General features: G+C 40.3%; 18 protein-coding genes and 1 other annotated feature (1 of these 19 cut by a window edge). Of the genes, 4 read left to right on the top strand and 14 right to left on the bottom strand.

Going from position 1 to position 15,824, the window contains the following annotated elements; all coding sequences use genetic code 11:
• Positions 1 to 36: 36 nt before the first annotated feature.
• Together HMPREF0501_RS00310 and HMPREF0501_RS00305 are read right to left on the bottom strand one after the other, a co-directional pair.
• Positions 37 to 801 (bottom strand): inositol monophosphatase family protein, encoded by a 765-nt coding sequence (locus HMPREF0501_RS00310; protein WP_040455706.1) that lies wholly within the window; start codon positions 799 to 801, stop codon positions 37 to 39.
• Between the two features lie 4 nt (positions 802 to 805).
• The gene (locus tag HMPREF0501_RS00305; protein WP_040455491.1) at positions 806 to 1,090 is read right to left on the bottom strand and encodes a UPF0223 family protein; all 285 of its coding nucleotides are present in this window, start codon (positions 1,088 to 1,090) and stop codon (positions 806 to 808) included.
• 123 nt (positions 1,091 to 1,213) lie between these two features.
• On the opposite strand from HMPREF0501_RS00305, the gene def reads away from it, so the two are divergent.
• Positions 1,214 to 1,774, top strand: coding sequence for a peptide deformylase (def, locus tag HMPREF0501_RS00300; RefSeq protein ID WP_006915776.1), 561 nt, complete (start codon positions 1,214 to 1,216; stop codon positions 1,772 to 1,774).
• Between the two features lie 27 nt (positions 1,775 to 1,801).
• Here the strand turns inward: def and HMPREF0501_RS00295 are convergent, their stop codons facing one another.
• Entirely contained in the window at positions 1,802 to 2,278 is a 477-nt protein-coding gene (locus tag HMPREF0501_RS00295; RefSeq protein ID WP_006915775.1) for a hypothetical protein, read from the bottom strand.
• Between the two features lie 128 nt (positions 2,279 to 2,406).
• Between HMPREF0501_RS00295 and HMPREF0501_RS00290 the strand changes: the two genes are divergently transcribed.
• The 3 genes from HMPREF0501_RS00290 to HMPREF0501_RS00280 all read left to right on the top strand — a co-directional run bounded on the left by HMPREF0501_RS00290 (position 2,407) and on the right by HMPREF0501_RS00280 (position 4,329).
• Positions 2,407 to 2,619 (top strand): DNA-directed RNA polymerase subunit epsilon, encoded by a 213-nt coding sequence (locus HMPREF0501_RS00290; RefSeq protein WP_006915774.1) that lies wholly within the window; start codon positions 2,407 to 2,409, stop codon positions 2,617 to 2,619.
• Positions 2,620 to 2,689: 70 nt separating this feature from the next.
• On the top strand, positions 2,690 to 3,649 hold the full coding sequence (locus HMPREF0501_RS00285) for a diacylglycerol/lipid kinase family protein (protein ID WP_006915773.1): 960 nt from the start codon (positions 2,690 to 2,692) through the stop codon (positions 3,647 to 3,649).
• A gap of 257 nt (positions 3,650 to 3,906) precedes the next feature.
• The gene (locus HMPREF0501_RS00280) at positions 3,907 to 4,329 is read left to right on the top strand and encodes a transcriptional regulator Spx (protein ID WP_006915772.1); all 423 of its coding nucleotides are present in this window, start codon (positions 3,907 to 3,909) and stop codon (positions 4,327 to 4,329) included.
• Positions 4,330 to 4,377: 48 nt separating this feature from the next.
• Here the strand turns inward: HMPREF0501_RS00280 and HMPREF0501_RS00275 are convergent, their stop codons facing one another.
• The 11 genes from HMPREF0501_RS00275 to ileS form a co-directional block, all read right to left on the bottom strand.
• A complete protein-coding gene (locus HMPREF0501_RS00275) occupies positions 4,378 to 5,349 on the bottom strand; it encodes a ribose-phosphate diphosphokinase (protein WP_006915771.1) in 972 nt (323 codons plus the stop codon).
• An 83-nt stretch (positions 5,350 to 5,432) separates the two neighbouring features.
• Positions 5,433 to 7,934 carry an ATP-dependent RecD-like DNA helicase gene (locus HMPREF0501_RS00270; protein ID WP_006915770.1) on the bottom strand — a complete coding sequence of 834 codons (2,502 nt, stop codon included), beginning with the start codon at positions 7,932 to 7,934 and terminating at the stop codon, positions 5,433 to 5,435.
• Between the two features lie 83 nt (positions 7,935 to 8,017).
• The gene (locus HMPREF0501_RS00265) at positions 8,018 to 8,701 is read right to left on the bottom strand and encodes a tetratricopeptide repeat protein (protein WP_006915769.1); all 684 of its coding nucleotides are present in this window, start codon (positions 8,699 to 8,701) and stop codon (positions 8,018 to 8,020) included.
• A gap of 13 nt (positions 8,702 to 8,714) precedes the next feature.
• Complete coding sequence (locus HMPREF0501_RS00260; RefSeq protein ID WP_006915768.1) at positions 8,715 to 9,371, bottom strand: histidine phosphatase family protein; 657 nt, start codon at positions 9,369 to 9,371, stop codon at positions 8,715 to 8,717.
• Positions 9,372 to 9,497: 126 nt separating this feature from the next.
• Positions 9,498 to 10,631 carry a tRNA 2-thiouridine(34) synthase MnmA gene (gene mnmA / locus HMPREF0501_RS00255; RefSeq protein ID WP_006915767.1) on the bottom strand — a complete coding sequence of 378 codons (1,134 nt, stop codon included), beginning with the start codon at positions 10,629 to 10,631 and terminating at the stop codon, positions 9,498 to 9,500.
• A 109-nt stretch (positions 10,632 to 10,740) separates the two neighbouring features.
• On the bottom strand, positions 10,741 to 11,082 hold the full coding sequence (locus HMPREF0501_RS00250; protein ID WP_006915766.1) for a cysteine desulfurase: 342 nt from the start codon (positions 11,080 to 11,082) through the stop codon (positions 10,741 to 10,743).
• On the bottom strand, positions 11,082 to 11,783 hold the full coding sequence (locus HMPREF0501_RS00245; RefSeq protein WP_006915765.1) for a 5'-methylthioadenosine/adenosylhomocysteine nucleosidase: 702 nt from the start codon (positions 11,781 to 11,783) through the stop codon (positions 11,082 to 11,084). The genes HMPREF0501_RS00250 and HMPREF0501_RS00245 overlap by 1 nt, the downstream gene beginning before the upstream one ends.
• A 10-nt stretch (positions 11,784 to 11,793) precedes the next feature.
• A complete protein-coding gene (locus tag HMPREF0501_RS08475; protein WP_006915764.1) occupies positions 11,794 to 12,096 on the bottom strand; it encodes a hypothetical protein in 303 nt (100 codons plus the stop codon).
• Positions 12,096 to 12,644 (bottom strand): NUDIX hydrolase, encoded by a 549-nt coding sequence (locus tag HMPREF0501_RS00235; protein WP_006915763.1) that lies wholly within the window; start codon positions 12,642 to 12,644, stop codon positions 12,096 to 12,098. Before HMPREF0501_RS00235 ends, HMPREF0501_RS08475 begins: the two co-directional genes overlap by 1 nt.
• A gap of 15 nt (positions 12,645 to 12,659) precedes the next feature.
• Complete coding sequence (locus HMPREF0501_RS00230; RefSeq protein ID WP_040455487.1) at positions 12,660 to 12,860, bottom strand: cold-shock protein; 201 nt, start codon at positions 12,858 to 12,860, stop codon at positions 12,660 to 12,662.
• A gap of 106 nt (positions 12,861 to 12,966) precedes the next feature.
• A complete protein-coding gene (gene ileS / locus HMPREF0501_RS00225; protein WP_006915761.1) occupies positions 12,967 to 15,762 on the bottom strand; it encodes an isoleucine--tRNA ligase in 2,796 nt (931 codons plus the stop codon).
• Positions 15,763 to 15,817: 55 nt separating this feature from the next.
• Positions 15,818 to 15,824 (bottom strand) — a binding site (T-box leader); it runs 201 nt beyond the window's last position.

Raw genomic sequence — 15,824 nt, 5'->3', positions numbered from 1 at the left:
ATAAAAAAACTGTGACCTTCGTCACAGTATCAACGGCTAATTCACAAGTTCCAAAACATCGTCTGTAACCTGCTTTGTCGCTACCAATACAAGGTTAGATGATAGCACATCGACGCTCTGCTCGTCAATTCCTTTCACAACTAATCCTAGTTCTTTTGCTAGAACCATTCCAGCTGCTAAATCCCACGGCTTTAAGTATGAAAGATAACCGCCAATTCGTCCAGTTACCACGTAAATCATCTCAATACCGGCACTTCCATACATTCGTAACCCCCGTGCTTGACGTTCAACTTCACGAACATTATGACCACCATCAATAGTCAATCCAGCATTGACAACCATTAAGCTATCATGAAGATTATTATTAGCTGGAGCATTAATTTGCCGATCGTTAACAAATACTCCCGTACCATTACCGCCATGATACAATTCACCATTCATAACATCCATAATGTATCCATAGGTTGGCTTGCCGTCAACATATAATGCCACCATAATGGCAAAATTACGATGTTGCATAACGAAATTCATTGTTCCATCAATCGGATCGACGATAAAAACATGACCATTCAGTGATTTAACTCGGTCCCCATAACCCTCTTCACTAATAATCTGGGCTGACGGATCAATTTTTCGTAATTGTTGATTTAAATACTGTTCATTTTCCTTGTCAACAGTTGTCACCAAATCTTTATAGCTTGTTTTCAGATCAACATCATAGGATTCTTTCATTCGCTGCAGAGTACGCTTTTGGATATCCCACATTAAATTTTGAACTCGTTGGTCAATTTCTGATAGCATCATCCTACCCCCGTGCTAGCTTAATAATATTTTGCTTGCTATTTTGTGCAGCTTTGATTACATCATACAATTGATAACCACTTACCGCATAAAAATTTCGTCCCAGCTGCTTTTCCTCTGATTTGGCTGGCACGATTTTTTTAAATTCACGGTATGATTTTAAAAGGGTTGAACGCGCCACTCCGCTTTCATAGGCAGCCTCGACATTATTTAATAAACCAATCACCGTCTCTAACTCAGTAGTTGTCCAACTTGGGTCAATTGGATACGAATAATTACCATTTGCCATATTATCCACCTCTATTTTTTATTATTTTACCATTCTTCTTTTGAAATGACGCCTTAGTTTTAATGCAACCATGAAATATTTTGTGATAGACTTATATATTAAAGAAGTTTGGAGGTAAAAGAATTGTTTTTAATGAAAGATATTGTGCGTGATGGTGACCCTGTGCTTCGCCAACGTGCCGCTAAAGTTTCCTTTCCCTTAACCGACGATGAACGCGAATTTGCCCATCAGCTAATGGAATATCTTGAAGTTAGTCAAGATCCTGAATTATGTAAAAAATACGGACTCCGTGCTGGTGTTGGTTTAGCCGCGCCACAAGTTGGGGTCTCAAAGCAAATGGCTTCAGTCCTTGTTCCGGCAGATGAGGAAGGCGGTAAACCACAATTTAAGGATGTCATCATTAATCCAGTCATCATTAGTGAATCTGTACAATATGGTGTACTAACCGAAGGCGAAGGATGCCTTTCCGTGGATAAAGACATTCCAGGTTACGTGCCCCGTCATGATCGAATTACGTTGAAATATCAAGACGTGGATGGTGAAACACATCAAATCCGTTTAAAGCACTATCCAGCGATCGTTTGTCAACATGAAATCGATCACCTCCATGGGGTTCTTTTCTATGATCATATTAACAAAGAACATCCATTTGAAGCGCCAAAAGATACAGTGTTATTTGGCTAAAAGGGATTGGCATCCGCCAATCCCTTTTTATGATTCCTGCAATTTACGCAAGTCATGAACATATTCATAAGATGCTTCATTTATTAAATAAGTTACATCCATATGAAACTGTTTTTTTCCTTGCCACCAATCCGTAATTTTAAAAGCCTGTTGAGCTTGCGAATAATATTCAACTGCACGTTCGTGAGCAACCTCATTTATTCGTTGTTCCAATCCGTCACGCGAAATTATTTTTTCTCTCAGTTGTTTTTCTGATGACAAATTAACGTTATACTCAAAGGAAAAGACCCCTTTCCCCCAAATATCCGAAACTAATTTAGATGACTGATCACAATAATCCAAACCAACTTCTTCGTCCAACACCTTAAATACCACCGCATCAGTAATCTTCTGTGCTCGCTGGCGAACAATCAGGGTCGCTCGCCGAATCAAAAAGCGATGAACAACTTCATAAAGTACGCCAACAATGATCACAGCAATAATAATGATCCATATTAAAGACATCCAAATTCTCCCTCAATTAATTATTTATTATCAGGATACCACACTCGGACGACAGCTCTTAGATTTTGTGCTAAAATAAATTGGTATTTAAACGTTATTCAAATAACTTAAAGGAGACTTATACATTTATGACTTTCAAAGTTTATTTCCAGCCTAGCCAAAAGACTACTCCACGTCGGGAAAACACTCGTTCCCTATATTTAGAAGCGGCATCTGAGGCGGAAGCTCGGCAACTAGTTGAAAATAATACTGAATACAATATTGAATATATCGAATTATTAGATGAAAAATCGCTAGAATATGAAAAGCAAAACGCCGATTTTAAGATCACCAAATTCTAGTAAGATCTTTTTCTGGATAACCGGGACTTTTACTCGCCCCGGTTTTTCATTTTTGAAGGGAAGACAAGCAATGCAGTATTCATTCATCATTAATCCGCATGCCCGTAGCGGACAGGCTCAGGCAACCTGGTCCCATTTAAAAAATTATCTCGATACTAACAATATTGAATACCATAGTGATTTCACTCGTTATCCTGGTCACGCTACCGAGATTGCTAGCCAATTTGCTAATCAATCAAACCAAGATATGGTGATTATAGCAGTCGGTGGCGACGGCACCGTTGATGAAGTCATTAATGGTTTATACAATCGTGAGCATCCAAAAAATGTTAATCAAATTCCCATTGCCATTATCCCAGCTGGTTGGCAAAACCAATTTGCAAAAGCACTGGGCATTCAGGCTCAACCAGTGGATGCATTTCAGCAAATTCTGGTTGCAAGTGAACCCACGACCATCAATATTGGTCATTACCATGAAAGTATTAAAGATGAAGATGGTTACTTCATTAATACTTGGGGATTAGGATTCGATGCGGCGCTCCTCAGTCACCGGAATGGTTTGAAAAAAGGTCAACGAAAAATGGGCCCCCTATCATTCATGCGTAATGCGGGATCAATTCTCTACAATCAACAACCATATTCATTAATGGTGCAGGAGAAGCAGCGTCATTCGCTTTACGCTAATACCTTCATTTCAACCTGCTTCAATTTCTTACCTGAAGGTTCCCGTCAACAACGCTATCAATCATTATTGAATCCAGAACTCTCCTTGCTAATTATTGAACGACGAAATTGGCTCATTACCTTTTGGACCCTCTGCCTTCTCATAACAGGTCATATTACAAAATCTAGGTGGGCTCATTTTATAACCGCCAAGCAGTTCCACTATACGACCTCTTCGCTTGAATTTGTTCAAAAAGACGGCATTGAATTAGGTAACCGCTTTGTAGACGTCACAATGGAAAGCGTTCCTTGTCACATTTGGCAATCTAATTCTGCAAGTGTCAAATCAATTGATAAAAATAATTAAGGCTCTTAATAAAAACTTAAACTCAGGTTCGATTACCTTAATTACTAACTGATGATTATAAATTAGTAGTCACAAAGCTTGTGATAGCAGCGATTTGAAATAATTACGGAGCAGTGATATTCACTGCTCCGTTTCATTTTTGTTTTAATGACCAAAACCTCTTTATAAACTTTTATTAAACAATCACCGTAATGATCGTTTAATAGATAAATATTGTTAAAATAATTATAAATGATTTAGTAATCGAGGTGTAAGTATTGGTATATCTTTATTTTCATACAAATGATCCTTCAAAAAGAAAGGCGATTCGGTGGTTCCGAGATCATAAAATTCCAGTAATGGAGAGAAATATCGAAAAACAACCACTGACTGCTGACGAAGTTCTCCATTTACTTAGCATCTCGTTAAACGGTACTGAAGATTTAATTTCCCTTCGCTCACGGGATACAAAAGCTCTAAAAATGAATCGGCCTAGCGTCACTATCAATGAATTTACAGCAGCTGTTCAAACAAGTCCACGAATCTTAAAAAATCCAATTATTTTTGATACTAACAAGCTCATTACAGGGTTTGATCAGGAAAAAATGGGCATTTTCATTCCGCAAAGTGAACGTCGTTTGGAGCTTTCCGAATTGCTAGCCAAATTCACCCACCCGCAAGGGCATATTAAACTAGCCTAAAACAACCTTCAGGCTTAAAAAGTCTGAAGGTTGTTTTTTACTCTAGATTTAATGAAATAGTGTTTGCAGTGATTGTTGATTATGAACCCGCGCAATCGCTTCTTTAATTAAATCAGATACCGTTAATTCAACAATCTTTGGCGAACGCTTTGCCTGCGGAATCAGGATAGAATCAGTCACCAGCATTTGCTTGATTGGCGATTGTTCAATTCGTTCCACCGCACCAGCTGAGAGAACAGGATGTGTTGCAACACCATAAATTTCCTGTGCACCTTCATGCTTTAACAACTCCGCAGAATTAGCAATCCGGGTACCAGTATCAACAATATCATCTACAATAATGGCAACCTTACCTTTCACGTCACCAATTAGCGCCTCTGGCATTCGTTCGGCCGTATGCAAACGGCTTGAATTATCACGTTTATCAACAATAGCAATCGGTACCCCACCCATATGCTCAGCAAACCGCCGCACTAAAGAAACTCCAGCATGATCTGGAGCGACAATGACAACATTTTCGTTCAAATGATGTGCTTTGAAGTAATCAACAAACGTCATTGCAGCACGTAAGTGGTCTACCGGAATATCAAAGAAGCCTTGCACTTGCGGTGCGTGTAAATCAATCGTGATCAATCGATCAATTTTATCATCTTGTAATAAGTTAGCAACCAGTTTAGCTGTAATGGGTTCCCGAGAACGAGCTTTACGGTCTTGACGAGCATAACCATAGTATGGCATAACAACGTTAATCTTCTTGGCACTAGCCCGACGAAGCGCATCGACCATAATGAGCAATTCCATCAGGTTCGTATTAACAGGATCCGAAACGGATTGAATTACGTATACCTCCTGTCCACGAACACTTTCGTTGACCACCACCGAGATCTCGCCATCTTCAAAATGGCTTACGGTACATTTACTTAATGGAATTCCTAACTTCTGTGCAATTTTTTCCGCTAACGGTTGATTGGAATTTAAAGCAAATAATTTAACGTCTTTAGCATTCTTTATTTCTGTCATTTTTCAATCCTTCCGCCAAAATCGTGGTTAACATAACGTTTCATTCTTATTATTACAGGGTCTGTCTAACATTTCAATATGAATTAAAAATCGCTGGGTTTAACTCCTGCCATACCAATCATTGGATCAATGAGCTTTTCTTCAATCACCCGTGGAGTAAGCTTAGTAACAACCGGTTGCTTATTCTCATCACCATGGTCCGTCTGTTGACGAAACTCCTCTTTTTCATTTGGAGCGTCTACATTGATTTCATTTTTCAATACCATGGTGATCCGTTTAGTTAACGTTGTTTGACGGTACTTAGTTGGTGATTGCGCACAATTAACAAAGGCTTGTGGACTACCAACCATTAGTAACGCTTGGGAAGAACGAGTAACGGCAGTATATAGCAGATTTCTATGCATAATAGTTGGAATTCCTGGCCGTCTTGGAAAATAATCATCGGTCATGATAATAATCACCACCGGCGCCTGACTCCCCTGTGCCTTATGAATCGTCATACAATAGGCCAATTGGAGAGCATTAATTTCATTTAATCGTAAATACTCTACTTCTGCACCATCAAAATCAACCACAACTTTCTGCTTTGCAACAGCCTTTGGCGCTCCATGAATGACATTTTGCCCTTCAATTGTTTTGATAATTCCCAAATCACCATTAAAAACATTTTTATCCGGATCATTAACTGTCTGCATGACTTTATCACCCACTCGCAAAATACGACTACCAAGTTGAATCGCCGGCTTGGTAGGCTTATCAGGATTTAAAGTTGCCTGTAAAACACGATTAATATTAACCGTCCCAGCAACCCCACCATGAATGGAAGCTAAAATTTGAATATCCATAATTGGTACGTCATGTTTTTCATGATAAAGCTTTACTGCTTGCGTAATTAACTGCGGAATATTATTTAAACTCGCGCAAATAAATTGACGATGAGCATATTGATTGGCCGATTCAGGAGCAAACAGTTCCTGAGTAACAGTTCCCTCATTAATCCGGTGAGCCAATGGAATAATTGATGAATGGCTGGATTGCCGATAAATATGTTTAAGCCGTCGCTGGGGAATCCCTTCAGCAGCTAATAAATCATAGAAAACCTGGCCGGGTCCAACTGATGGTAACTGATCACAATCCCCCACTAACACAAGATGGGTTCCCTGATTAACTGCGGATATTAGGGCCGTAAACAACGCTAAACTAGTCATTGACATTTCATCGACGATTAATAATTTGGCATCTAGGGGATCAAAGTCCATTTGCATTAGCTGATCATCATTGATATCAGCCGTTAATCCCAGTAAACGGTGAATGGTACTTGCTTCAATCCCCGTTACCGAATTGATTTGCTTAGCTGCCCGTCCCGTTGGCGCCACCAGCATGATATCTTCTTCACTTAATTTCGGATGTAATTTTAAGTAAGTTTCAACCAGTCCATTGACAATCGTTGTCTTACCCGTTCCTGGACCTCCAGTAAGAAGCATGACTGGTGATTCTAAGGCCTCTTTAATGGCAGACGTTTGGACCTGATCATACTGATAACCTTTGTCCGCTTCAATTTCACTAATCGCCTGCTGAAAATCCTGATGATCGACTGGACGATCATCAGAAAACTTCATTAGTTCAACAAGTTTTTGGGCAATTTTCCATTCAGCATTATAAAATGCCGTCTCATAAATATGCTGATGATCCTCAATTTGAATCTGCTCTTGATCAACCAATTCGTTCAACTGTTGGTTGAAACTTGCTTGGTCAAGTTGATAATTTAAGCACCGATTAGTGGCAGCAAACAAATCAGCCTGCGAAACATAGCTTCCCCCTTGTCGATATATAAGCTCCTTTAATGAATATAGAATGGCTCCTTGCAAACGTCGGGAATCATCTGGGGCAATCGAGTAAAAGCGTCGAGCAATTTGATCCACGTTCTGAAAAGGAATACCATCAGTAAACAAATCAATTGCGATCCGATAGGGATTTTGGCCTATTTTGGTCAAAGTTTGAACACCATATTGATCAAAAATCAAATTAACCTGCCGTTCGTTAAAACCAAATTGTTGTAGTTTTTTGATAATTTGACCAGTTGAGTTGCCAAAATCTAATTTAGTAAAAAAATCTATTAATTTCTGACGATCATTTTCACTGATTTCAGGAATTTCAGCTAAGCATTCAGGATTATCAAGCACAATATTCATTGCCTGGCCACCTAAAGCATCAAAGACAAGGCGACTACTCTTTCTAGGGTGTGCTAGATGAACATTGTGGTACTTTAAGTATGTTACTAGCTGGCCACTTGACTGTGGCATCACAACGTGACAGCCAGTACTAGCAAACTGCAGCCCATAACGCTGGTCATCCACGACCCGTCCTTCAAACTCGTACCGGTCACCTTCCACAATTTCGCCCAACTGCCCCTTAACCGTAATACTTTCTTGATCCCATTCAAAATTAGCATCTTCTACAGATACTGATAAAATCCGAAAAAGACCACGTTCAAAAATCAGGACCTTAACCGTACCGATAAAAGATGTTGGCCCAGTTGTGGTCACCCCATCAAGGTGCTGAACTGGCTGATAATATTCCACCATTTAAATCTCTCCTCCTGATTTTTGTTTTAAATAGAAAAAAGTCATTAACAAAGGATGTGCCTCCACCAATGACTTCTCATCATCTATTTAGATTGTGACTTGTTGATCTTTTGCAAAGCGCGTTGAATGTCCACAATCTTTTGCTTACTTTTTTGGTAGTAATCCAAATCAAGCTGTTGCGCCTGATCAAAATACTTTTCAAATGGTTCATCTAATGCCATTGCCACTAGTCCCCGATTGAACTGCGTGTCCGCTCGTCCTGGATGGTGTAGTAAGATTTGATCATAATACTGCTTGGCCTTGGAAAATTCGCCTAGCGCCAACATAGAATCACCTAACGCTTGGTTAATCTCAGGATCATCCGCTGACAAATCATACGCAGTTAAACCATACACAACTGCTTGCTTATACTGTTTTTTCTTCATGTAACTTTGCGCCAGCATCAGATAAGCATCCGCTTTTAATTTATCATCATTAATCTTATTGTATAGTTTGATTGCTTCATCAATTTTGCCAACAGTGTAATACAAATTACCTAAACCATATTGCAAAAAGTTAATAGCTCGTTCATCACCACGCTGCTCAAAAATCCCTAAAGCCTTCTGGAATAATTCTTCCGCTTGGACATAATCGTTTAAGCGCGTTAATAACGAACCCAGATCATAATAATTATTAAACTTATTTGGCTCTTCATCAATGGCTTTGACCAGCCGATGTACTAATTGCTCACTTTGCTGTTTTTGTTCTTCTTGTCGTTCATTGGCCATTTTAATCACCTCATCAAATTGTATCGGTTGGATCAACACTGGTCTTATGAAGATAAGAAGTGTCATTCCATTTTTCAAGCTGATAATCTTTACCATCAGTTGTTTTCAAAATCGTGGTCGATGTATTGCTCAATCCGCCGCGATCTTTTAAATGATTCATCGGAACTTTTAACAACCCATTAATCGCCGCATTGAGTGCCGCACCATGAGATACCACTACAATGTTGCCGTTGGGAAATTGTTGCACATAATCATGCACTGCTGCGCCAACTCGGTTAATGACTGATTCAAAGCTCTCACTTTTAACCACTTTGGGATCATACTTATCCGGGTGATGACGGAAATTATCCAAGACTTCTGGCCACCGATCAGCAACCGCAGAAAACTTCATTCCCTCCATTAACCCTAAATTAAATTCTGCTAAGCGCGAATCAATGGTTAATGGAATTGGCCGATCCAAAGCTTCAATTAATTTTTCAGCAGTGGTTTTTGCACGGGGAAGCGGACTCGAAAAAACATGGGCGATGTCAACCGCCGCTAAGGAATGGGCTAACAACTTAATCTCATGATAACTTTCTGGCAACAGTGGTGAATCCCCATGGGCACCTTGATACTTAGCAGCAAGATTCCACTGTGTCTTTCCATGTCTAATAAAAAATATTCTCGTCATTTTCTCACCATGCAATTACGAAATTTTACTTAGTCTTATCATAACAAAAAAAAGGAGCTGATGACGACTTTTTATCTAATTTATTTAGTAAAAAAGAGACTGGTCATAAATCCAGTCTCCCAATCATTAAATATACTGCAATTGCCGTTCATGACTGAATGCCCGATCAATGATCGCACTTCCTAGACATTCCTGACCATCATAAAAGACTACTGCTTGACCTGGAGTAATGGCACGTGCCGGATCATCAAACGTCACCGTTACCTTAGTTTCATCATCACTTATATCAACTGTAACTCCTTCATCAACCTGACGATAGCGGAATTTAGCAGTACAGTGGAAGTGGTGGCCATAGCGACTTACCACATCGTCAACCCAGTGAATATCGCTTGCTTCAAGGTGGGTGGCGTACAGGTGTGGGTTACTATAACCCTGACCAACAATAAGGACATTCCGCTTAATATCCTTACCAATTACAAACCATGGCTCATTACTCTCCTTATTACCACCAAGACCTAATCCGCGCCGTTGACCAATCGTATAATACATTAAACCCGCATGTTCGCCAACAACTTTTCCATCAATGGTTTCCATCTTACCAGGTTGCGCAGGAAGATATTGACTGAGGAATTCACGAAAATGACCATCCTCACCAATAAAACAAATCCCTACCGAGTCTTTCTTATCCGCAACCGCTAAACCAGCTTCCTTCGCAATTTGACGAATCTCCGGCTTAGTGTAATTTGCTAATGGAAACATCACATGATCCAATTGTTCATGATCTAATTGACTTAAAAAGTAGGTTTGATCTTTATGTTGATCCTTAGCTCGCATCAGATGCATATTACCATCCGCATCACGCTTTAAGTCTGCGTAATGACCAGTAGCGACGTAATCAGCCCCCAACTGGTTGGCATATTCAATAAACGCCTTAAATTTTATTTCCTTATTGCAAATAACGTCCGGGTTTGGTGTCCGCCCCTTTTTATATTCAGCAATAAAGTATTTAAAAACTCGATCCCAGTATTCCTTTTCGAAATTAACCGAGTAATATGGAATCCCAATTTGGGTTGCCACCTTGGCAACATCCTTGTAATCCTCAGTAGCGGTACAAACGCCATTTTCATCCGTGTCATCCCAGTTTTTCATGAAAACACCCACGACGTCGTATCCTTGCCGTTTCAATAGTAGTGCAGTAACAGATGAGTCAACTCCACCACTCATACCGACAACTACTCGTGTATGACTATTATCAGCCATGCCAATCACCATCATTTCTAAATAGATTCTGGATCCATCTACGATTGAAGGTCGCATGTCCAGTATTTTTTATTATAACAAACGTTACGGTGCTGGTCACTGGTTTTACTTACTTTTTGTCAAAGATACCGCGTTCAACCATTTCATTTAAAATAAAATGTAGTTGAGTAACGAATTCATCCCGTCGAGCCTGTGTAAAAATATTAACGTTACTAAGTCCGTTCGTACTTACCGTTGACATCTTAAACCCGGTTAAATCATCGTTGACCGTGATCTGTAATCGCGCAAATGGTTTAAAAGGTGATTGCCGATCAAGAGAACCTAAATAACGATAATTTCCCCGCTTAGTCCGCTCAAAACCAAGATCAATTAACGTATACTCCCTAATACGATCACTTATTTGATAGGTATCCGAATCACCAGTTAATTGGACTGCTCTTTGAAATTCCATTATGCCGCCTTCTTTAATTCATCGAATAATTCCAATAGCATCTTTGCGGACCGCTGGCCAGCTTGAATAATAAATTCATCAAAACTAACCCCCGCCTCTTCGTCACCAGTATCGGACATGGCCCGAACTACAACGTAAGGGACATCATGATCAGTGGCGACTTGACCAACTGCTGCACCTTCCATTTCAGCTGACAAAGCATCCGGGAAATAATGTTTAATTTTCGCAATAGCGTCCTTGCTAGCAACGAATTGATCCCCAGAAACGATTAATCCCTTTTCAATCTTTAGGCCGGTCTTTTCACCAGCCTTTGCCAGTGCATCACCCCACTTTTGAGAAGCAGTAAAGCGAGCTGGTTTGCCTGGTAACTGTCCATAAACATAATCAAAAGCCCGGGCATCCGCGTCATGATATGCCGTTTCAGTCGAAATCACAATATCACCCACATGCTGGTGTTCACCAATTCCACCAGCCGATCCAGAATTAATTACGACATCGGTACCAAAGTCAGTAATTAAATGTTCTGTCGTAATTCCTGCCTCAACCTTGCCAATTCCTGATTCAACCAGCACAACTGATTGATTACTGATCGTTCCTTCATAGTACTTCTTACCACCAATTTCATTAATTTTCTCGTTTTCTAGATGGTTTAATAACTCTTTTAATTCCTCTGGCATCGCACAAATAATTCCAAATTTCATTTTATTTCTCCTATCCCACAAAAAATAATACTAAATACACCAAGATGATCGCGATCACTAATCCAATCATGATGTGATTCAATTTTTTTCGCAACCGATTGGTTTTTTCCTCAGTGATGGTGGCTTGTTGCGCCGCCAAACTTTCTTCGCGACTTAAGTAAGGTGATTCCTGGTTTGTTGAATCCTTCTGAATTAATGGTCGATCATCTAAATTAGATTGGTCTTGACTATCTGAATGTTGCAATGGTTGTTGAATCCGATGTGCCTGCTGCTCACGGTATTCCCGCCTCGTCATTTGATGTTCCTCAGACATTAACCATCCTCCTGACTCAACCAATAATAAACTGCCATTACGGTTTTCTGATCATCAATTTCACCATTCTCAACCATTTGACGGGCTTGATCACGACTAACCTTTAAAATCTGCAGATTTTCATCTTCATCCTGCGGTAATTGATCCTTAACTGAGCTAACCCCAGTTGCTAAAAATAACGTAATTTGTTCATCTGTAAAGCCAGGTGAACTATATGTAGTGGCAACCTTGGTTAAATTAGTTGCTTGCAAACGAGTTTCTTCATTCATTTCTCGGCGTGCAGCATGAAAGAGATCATTGTGGTCCCGCTCATCGACCTTCCCAGCCGGAATTTCTAACGTCACCTTTTGCACAGGTGCTCGCCATTGCTTTACTAAAATCATTTCCTGCTCTGGGGTAATGATTAACAGTGCAATGGCAGCGGCATGACGAATAATTTCGCGAGTTGCTGTTTTTCCTCGCGGGGTGGTTACTTGTTGTTTTTCTAAACGTAAAATATGACCATCATAGATTGTTTGTGATGATTTAACTCGTTCTCGAAAATTCATCGCTTTAACCTGCCTTTAAATCACTTTAACGTGCGCAGCTTGAAATCCCTTCACACCAGGGACAATTACAAAGCCAACTTTCGTGCCCGCCTGAATGAGATGACGAGAGCTTTTTTCAATTCCTTTAGTATGCATAAAAATTTCACCATCATGAGGTGAGTTAATAAAACCCCAGCCTTTGGTTGGTTCGTAACTTTTTACCGTTCCAATAATCATTAACGGAATTCCTCCAAATAAAAAATGAATCATAGCGAATTGCTATGATTCATTCTACACCACTGCTTTTAGCTTGTCATGAACCAAACCGTAGCTTGAACTTTTCTTATTTTTCTAAGCCTTCAGTTACAGTTTCAGGAAAATGCTCACGGACAATGCGTGCACAACGAGCACATAATTGAGGATATGCTGGATCACTACCCACGTCCTCTTTTGTCATCCGACACCGTGCACAAACTTCACCAGCCGCTTTTTGAACACGAACAGCGGCCCCATCATTAAAGTGTTCGGCTTCTGCCGGCGCTTCATCTGCAGCATGAATTTCCAGATCAGAAACCCCTAATAGCAATTCTACATCATAATTCAACGCGTCTAAAACTGCCTTTTGACTTGGCTTGACATAAAGATCTGCCCGTGCCCCCAAAGACCGTCCAATCAATTTATCATTACGCGCATCTTCAAGTACCTTGAGAACGTGTGAACGTAATTCCATAAATTGATTCCATTGTTCTAACAATTGTTCTTCATTAGTAAAGTGACGTGCTTCTGGAATTTCAGTTAGCTGAACAAATTCTTCCGGTTCATTCATGTAACCCCAAACTTCTTCGGTCGTGTGTGGCAAAATTGGTGTTAACAATTTAACCAAACCAACTAAAATCTGGTAAAAGACCGTTTGCATAGACCGCCGTTCTAATGAATTAGCTGGTTGAATGTACAAAACATCCTTGGCAACATTCATATAGAACGCAGATAGATCATTGTTAACAAAGTTAATCAATAGTTTGTAACCATCAAGGAAGTCATAGGCATCAAATTCATCCCGCATTTTGGCTAAGAATTGATTAAATTTCACTAACATATACTGATCAACACTGGTTAATTTCTCGTATGAAACCGTGTTTTCATCAGCATCAAAATCGCTTGTATTAGCTAATAAGAACCGGAAAGTATTCCGAAGTTTCCGATATGCCTCAGAAATTTGTTGGAAAGTCCCCATTGATACTCGGACATCGGCAGATGTATCAGCGCTCATTACCCAAAGACGAATAATTTCGGCCCCCATCTGTTGAACAACTTTGGCAGGATCAATAACATTTCCTAATGACTTTGACATCTTCTTACCCTTTTTATCCAGGGTAAATCCTTGAGAGAGAACACTCTTATATGGAGCATGGCCTGAGACAACCACACTTGTGATCATACTAGAATTAAACCAGCCACGGTACTGATCAGAACCTTCTAGATAAAGGTCTGCAGGATACGTCAGGTAGCTACGTTCATTTAAGACCCCTTGGTGTGAGGAACCAGAATCAAACCAAACATCCATGATGTCAGTTTCCTTAGTAAACTCACCATTCGGTGAATGGGGACTAGTAAAGCCATCCGGCAATAAGTCCTTAGCTTCCCGTTCAAACCATACATTTGAGCCATATTCCCGTAAAAGATCCGCAACGTGGTTAATGGTTTCCTCAGTCATAATCGGGGTCCCATCTTCTGCATAGAAAATTGGTAATGGTACACCCCAAACCCGTTGCCGAGAAATGACCCAATCGCCACGATCTTTCAACATATTGCGTAAGCGAACCTTCCCCCATTCAGGGAAGTACTTAACTTCATCAACGGCCTTTAAAATTTCATCACGCATCTTATCGATGGAAACAAACCACTGATCAGTTGCCCGGAAGACAATTGGCTGCTTGGTTCGCCAGTCAAATGGGTAACTGTGCTTTAGAGGTTCTTCGAGCAGTAAGGCATTCTTTTCCTCTAGCAACTTCAAGGAAACATCGTCCGCTTTTTGATAGAAGACGCCATCAAATTCAGGACCATTTTCGGCAGTCAAAACCCCCTGGTCATTCATTGGTGCAAGAATAGGTAAATCATATTTCTTACCAAACCAGTAGTCATCATCCCCATAACCAGGTGCAGTGTGAACAAGACCAGTCCCAGTATCGTCAGTGACGTAATCACCTAGACCGACCAGTAGTTCACGATCAAGGTATGGGTGCTGCGTTGTGACGTATTCAAGCTCTTGTCCCTTTACCGTCTTAACAACTTCGTATGATCCCCAATCAAGTTTGTCTGCAATTTCAGCTAATCGGCTGCTTGCCACGACAAACTTACGGTCATCATTAGCCGGTTTAACAACTGCATACTCAAAATCAGGATTAATTGCCACCGCTTCGGAAGCAGGTACCGTCCATGGTGTGGTGGTCCAAACTACTAGGTAGGTATCATTATCCAGCACACCTTTACCATCCTTAACTTGTTCAGCAAAGAATGCGGTCTTAGCTACAACATCGTGGTATTCAACTTCAGCTTCCGCAAGTGCTGATTCGGAAGACCATGACCAGTAGACTGGTTTCTTAGCCTGGTACAGGAGCCCCTTCTTAGCAAAGTCACCAAACACCTTAATTTGTGCTGCTTCAAATTCCTTATCTAAAGTTAAATATGGATGATCCCAATCACCACTGACCCCGAGGCGCTTAAAACCAGCCATTTGTTTTTGCACTTGTTCTAGTGCATATTTACGACAAAGGTCACGAAATTCAGCCGTCGACATCTTTTTTCGATCATAGCCAGACTTAGTCAATTGATGTTCAATTGGTAACCCATGGGTATCCCAACCAGGCACATATGGTGCTCGATAACCGGTCATCGACTTGTAACGAACAATAAAGTCCTTACTAATCTTGTTCATGGCATGTCCAATATGAATATTCCCATTCGCATATGGAGGTCCATCATGTAAAACAAAGGTTGGTTTCCCTTCATTTAACTTTTGCCGTTGTTCGTAGACTTTATTTTCTTCCCAAAGCTTTTCACGTTGCCCTTCAGTTTCTGGCAAATGACCCCGCATTGGGAATTTGGTTTTACCCAAGTTAAGCGTATCTTTAACTCGCATCTTACTTCCCCCTTAGTTGATTATTAATTCTAAAATAAAAAAAACAGCCCCATCCGCAAGGG

It is taken from the genome of Limosilactobacillus coleohominis 101-4-CHN (assembly GCF_000161935.1).
Taxonomy (GTDB): domain Bacteria; phylum Bacillota; class Bacilli; order Lactobacillales; family Lactobacillaceae; genus Limosilactobacillus; species Limosilactobacillus coleohominis_A.
The sequence above is the reverse complement of the archived record's forward strand: the minus strand, read 5'-3'. Positions and strand labels throughout refer to the sequence as shown.

What these genes read in the sequence shown, in the direction of transcription:
- HMPREF0501_RS00310 (WP_040455706.1), bottom strand. Translation starts at nt 801, where the DNA reads ATGCTATCAGAAATTGACCAACGAGTTCAAAATTTAATGTGGGATATC.
- HMPREF0501_RS00305 (WP_040455491.1), bottom strand. Translation starts at nt 1,090, where the DNA reads ATGGCAAATGGTAATTATTCGTATCCAATTGACCCAAGTTGGACAACT.
- HMPREF0501_RS00295 (WP_006915775.1), bottom strand. Translation starts at nt 2,278, where the DNA reads ATGTCTTTAATATGGATCATTATTATTGCTGTGATCATTGTTGGCGTA.
- HMPREF0501_RS00290 (WP_006915774.1), top strand. Translation starts at nt 2,407, where the DNA reads ATGACTTTCAAAGTTTATTTCCAGCCTAGCCAAAAGACTACTCCACGT.
- HMPREF0501_RS00285 (WP_006915773.1), top strand. Translation starts at nt 2,690, where the DNA reads ATGCAGTATTCATTCATCATTAATCCGCATGCCCGTAGCGGACAGGCT.
- HMPREF0501_RS00275 (WP_006915771.1), bottom strand. Translation starts at nt 5,349, where the DNA reads ATGACAGAAATAAAGAATGCTAAAGACGTTAAATTATTTGCTTTAAAT.
- HMPREF0501_RS00270 (WP_006915770.1), bottom strand. Translation starts at nt 7,934, where the DNA reads ATGGTGGAATATTATCAGCCAGTTCAGCACCTTGATGGGGTGACCACA.
- HMPREF0501_RS00265 (WP_006915769.1), bottom strand. Translation starts at nt 8,701, where the DNA reads ATGGCCAATGAACGACAAGAAGAACAAAAACAGCAAAGTGAGCAATTA.
- HMPREF0501_RS00260 (WP_006915768.1), bottom strand. Translation starts at nt 9,371, where the DNA reads ATGACGAGAATATTTTTTATTAGACATGGAAAGACACAGTGGAATCTT.
- mnmA (WP_006915767.1), bottom strand. Translation starts at nt 10,631, where the DNA reads ATGGCTGATAATAGTCATACACGAGTAGTTGTCGGTATGAGTGGTGGA.
- HMPREF0501_RS00250 (WP_006915766.1), bottom strand. Translation starts at nt 11,082, where the DNA reads ATGGAATTTCAAAGAGCAGTCCAATTAACTGGTGATTCGGATACCTAT.
- HMPREF0501_RS00245 (WP_006915765.1), bottom strand. Translation starts at nt 11,783, where the DNA reads ATGAAATTTGGAATTATTTGTGCGATGCCAGAGGAATTAAAAGAGTTA.
- HMPREF0501_RS08475 (WP_006915764.1), bottom strand. Translation starts at nt 12,096, where the DNA reads ATGTCTGAGGAACATCAAATGACGAGGCGGGAATACCGTGAGCAGCAG.
- HMPREF0501_RS00235 (WP_006915763.1), bottom strand. Translation starts at nt 12,644, where the DNA reads ATGAATTTTCGAGAACGAGTTAAATCATCACAAACAATCTATGATGGT.
- HMPREF0501_RS00230 (WP_040455487.1), bottom strand. Translation starts at nt 12,860, where the DNA reads ATGATTATTGGAACGGTAAAAAGTTACGAACCAACCAAAGGCTGGGGT.
- ileS (WP_006915761.1), bottom strand. Translation starts at nt 15,762, where the DNA reads ATGCGAGTTAAAGATACGCTTAACTTGGGTAAAACCAAATTCCCAATG.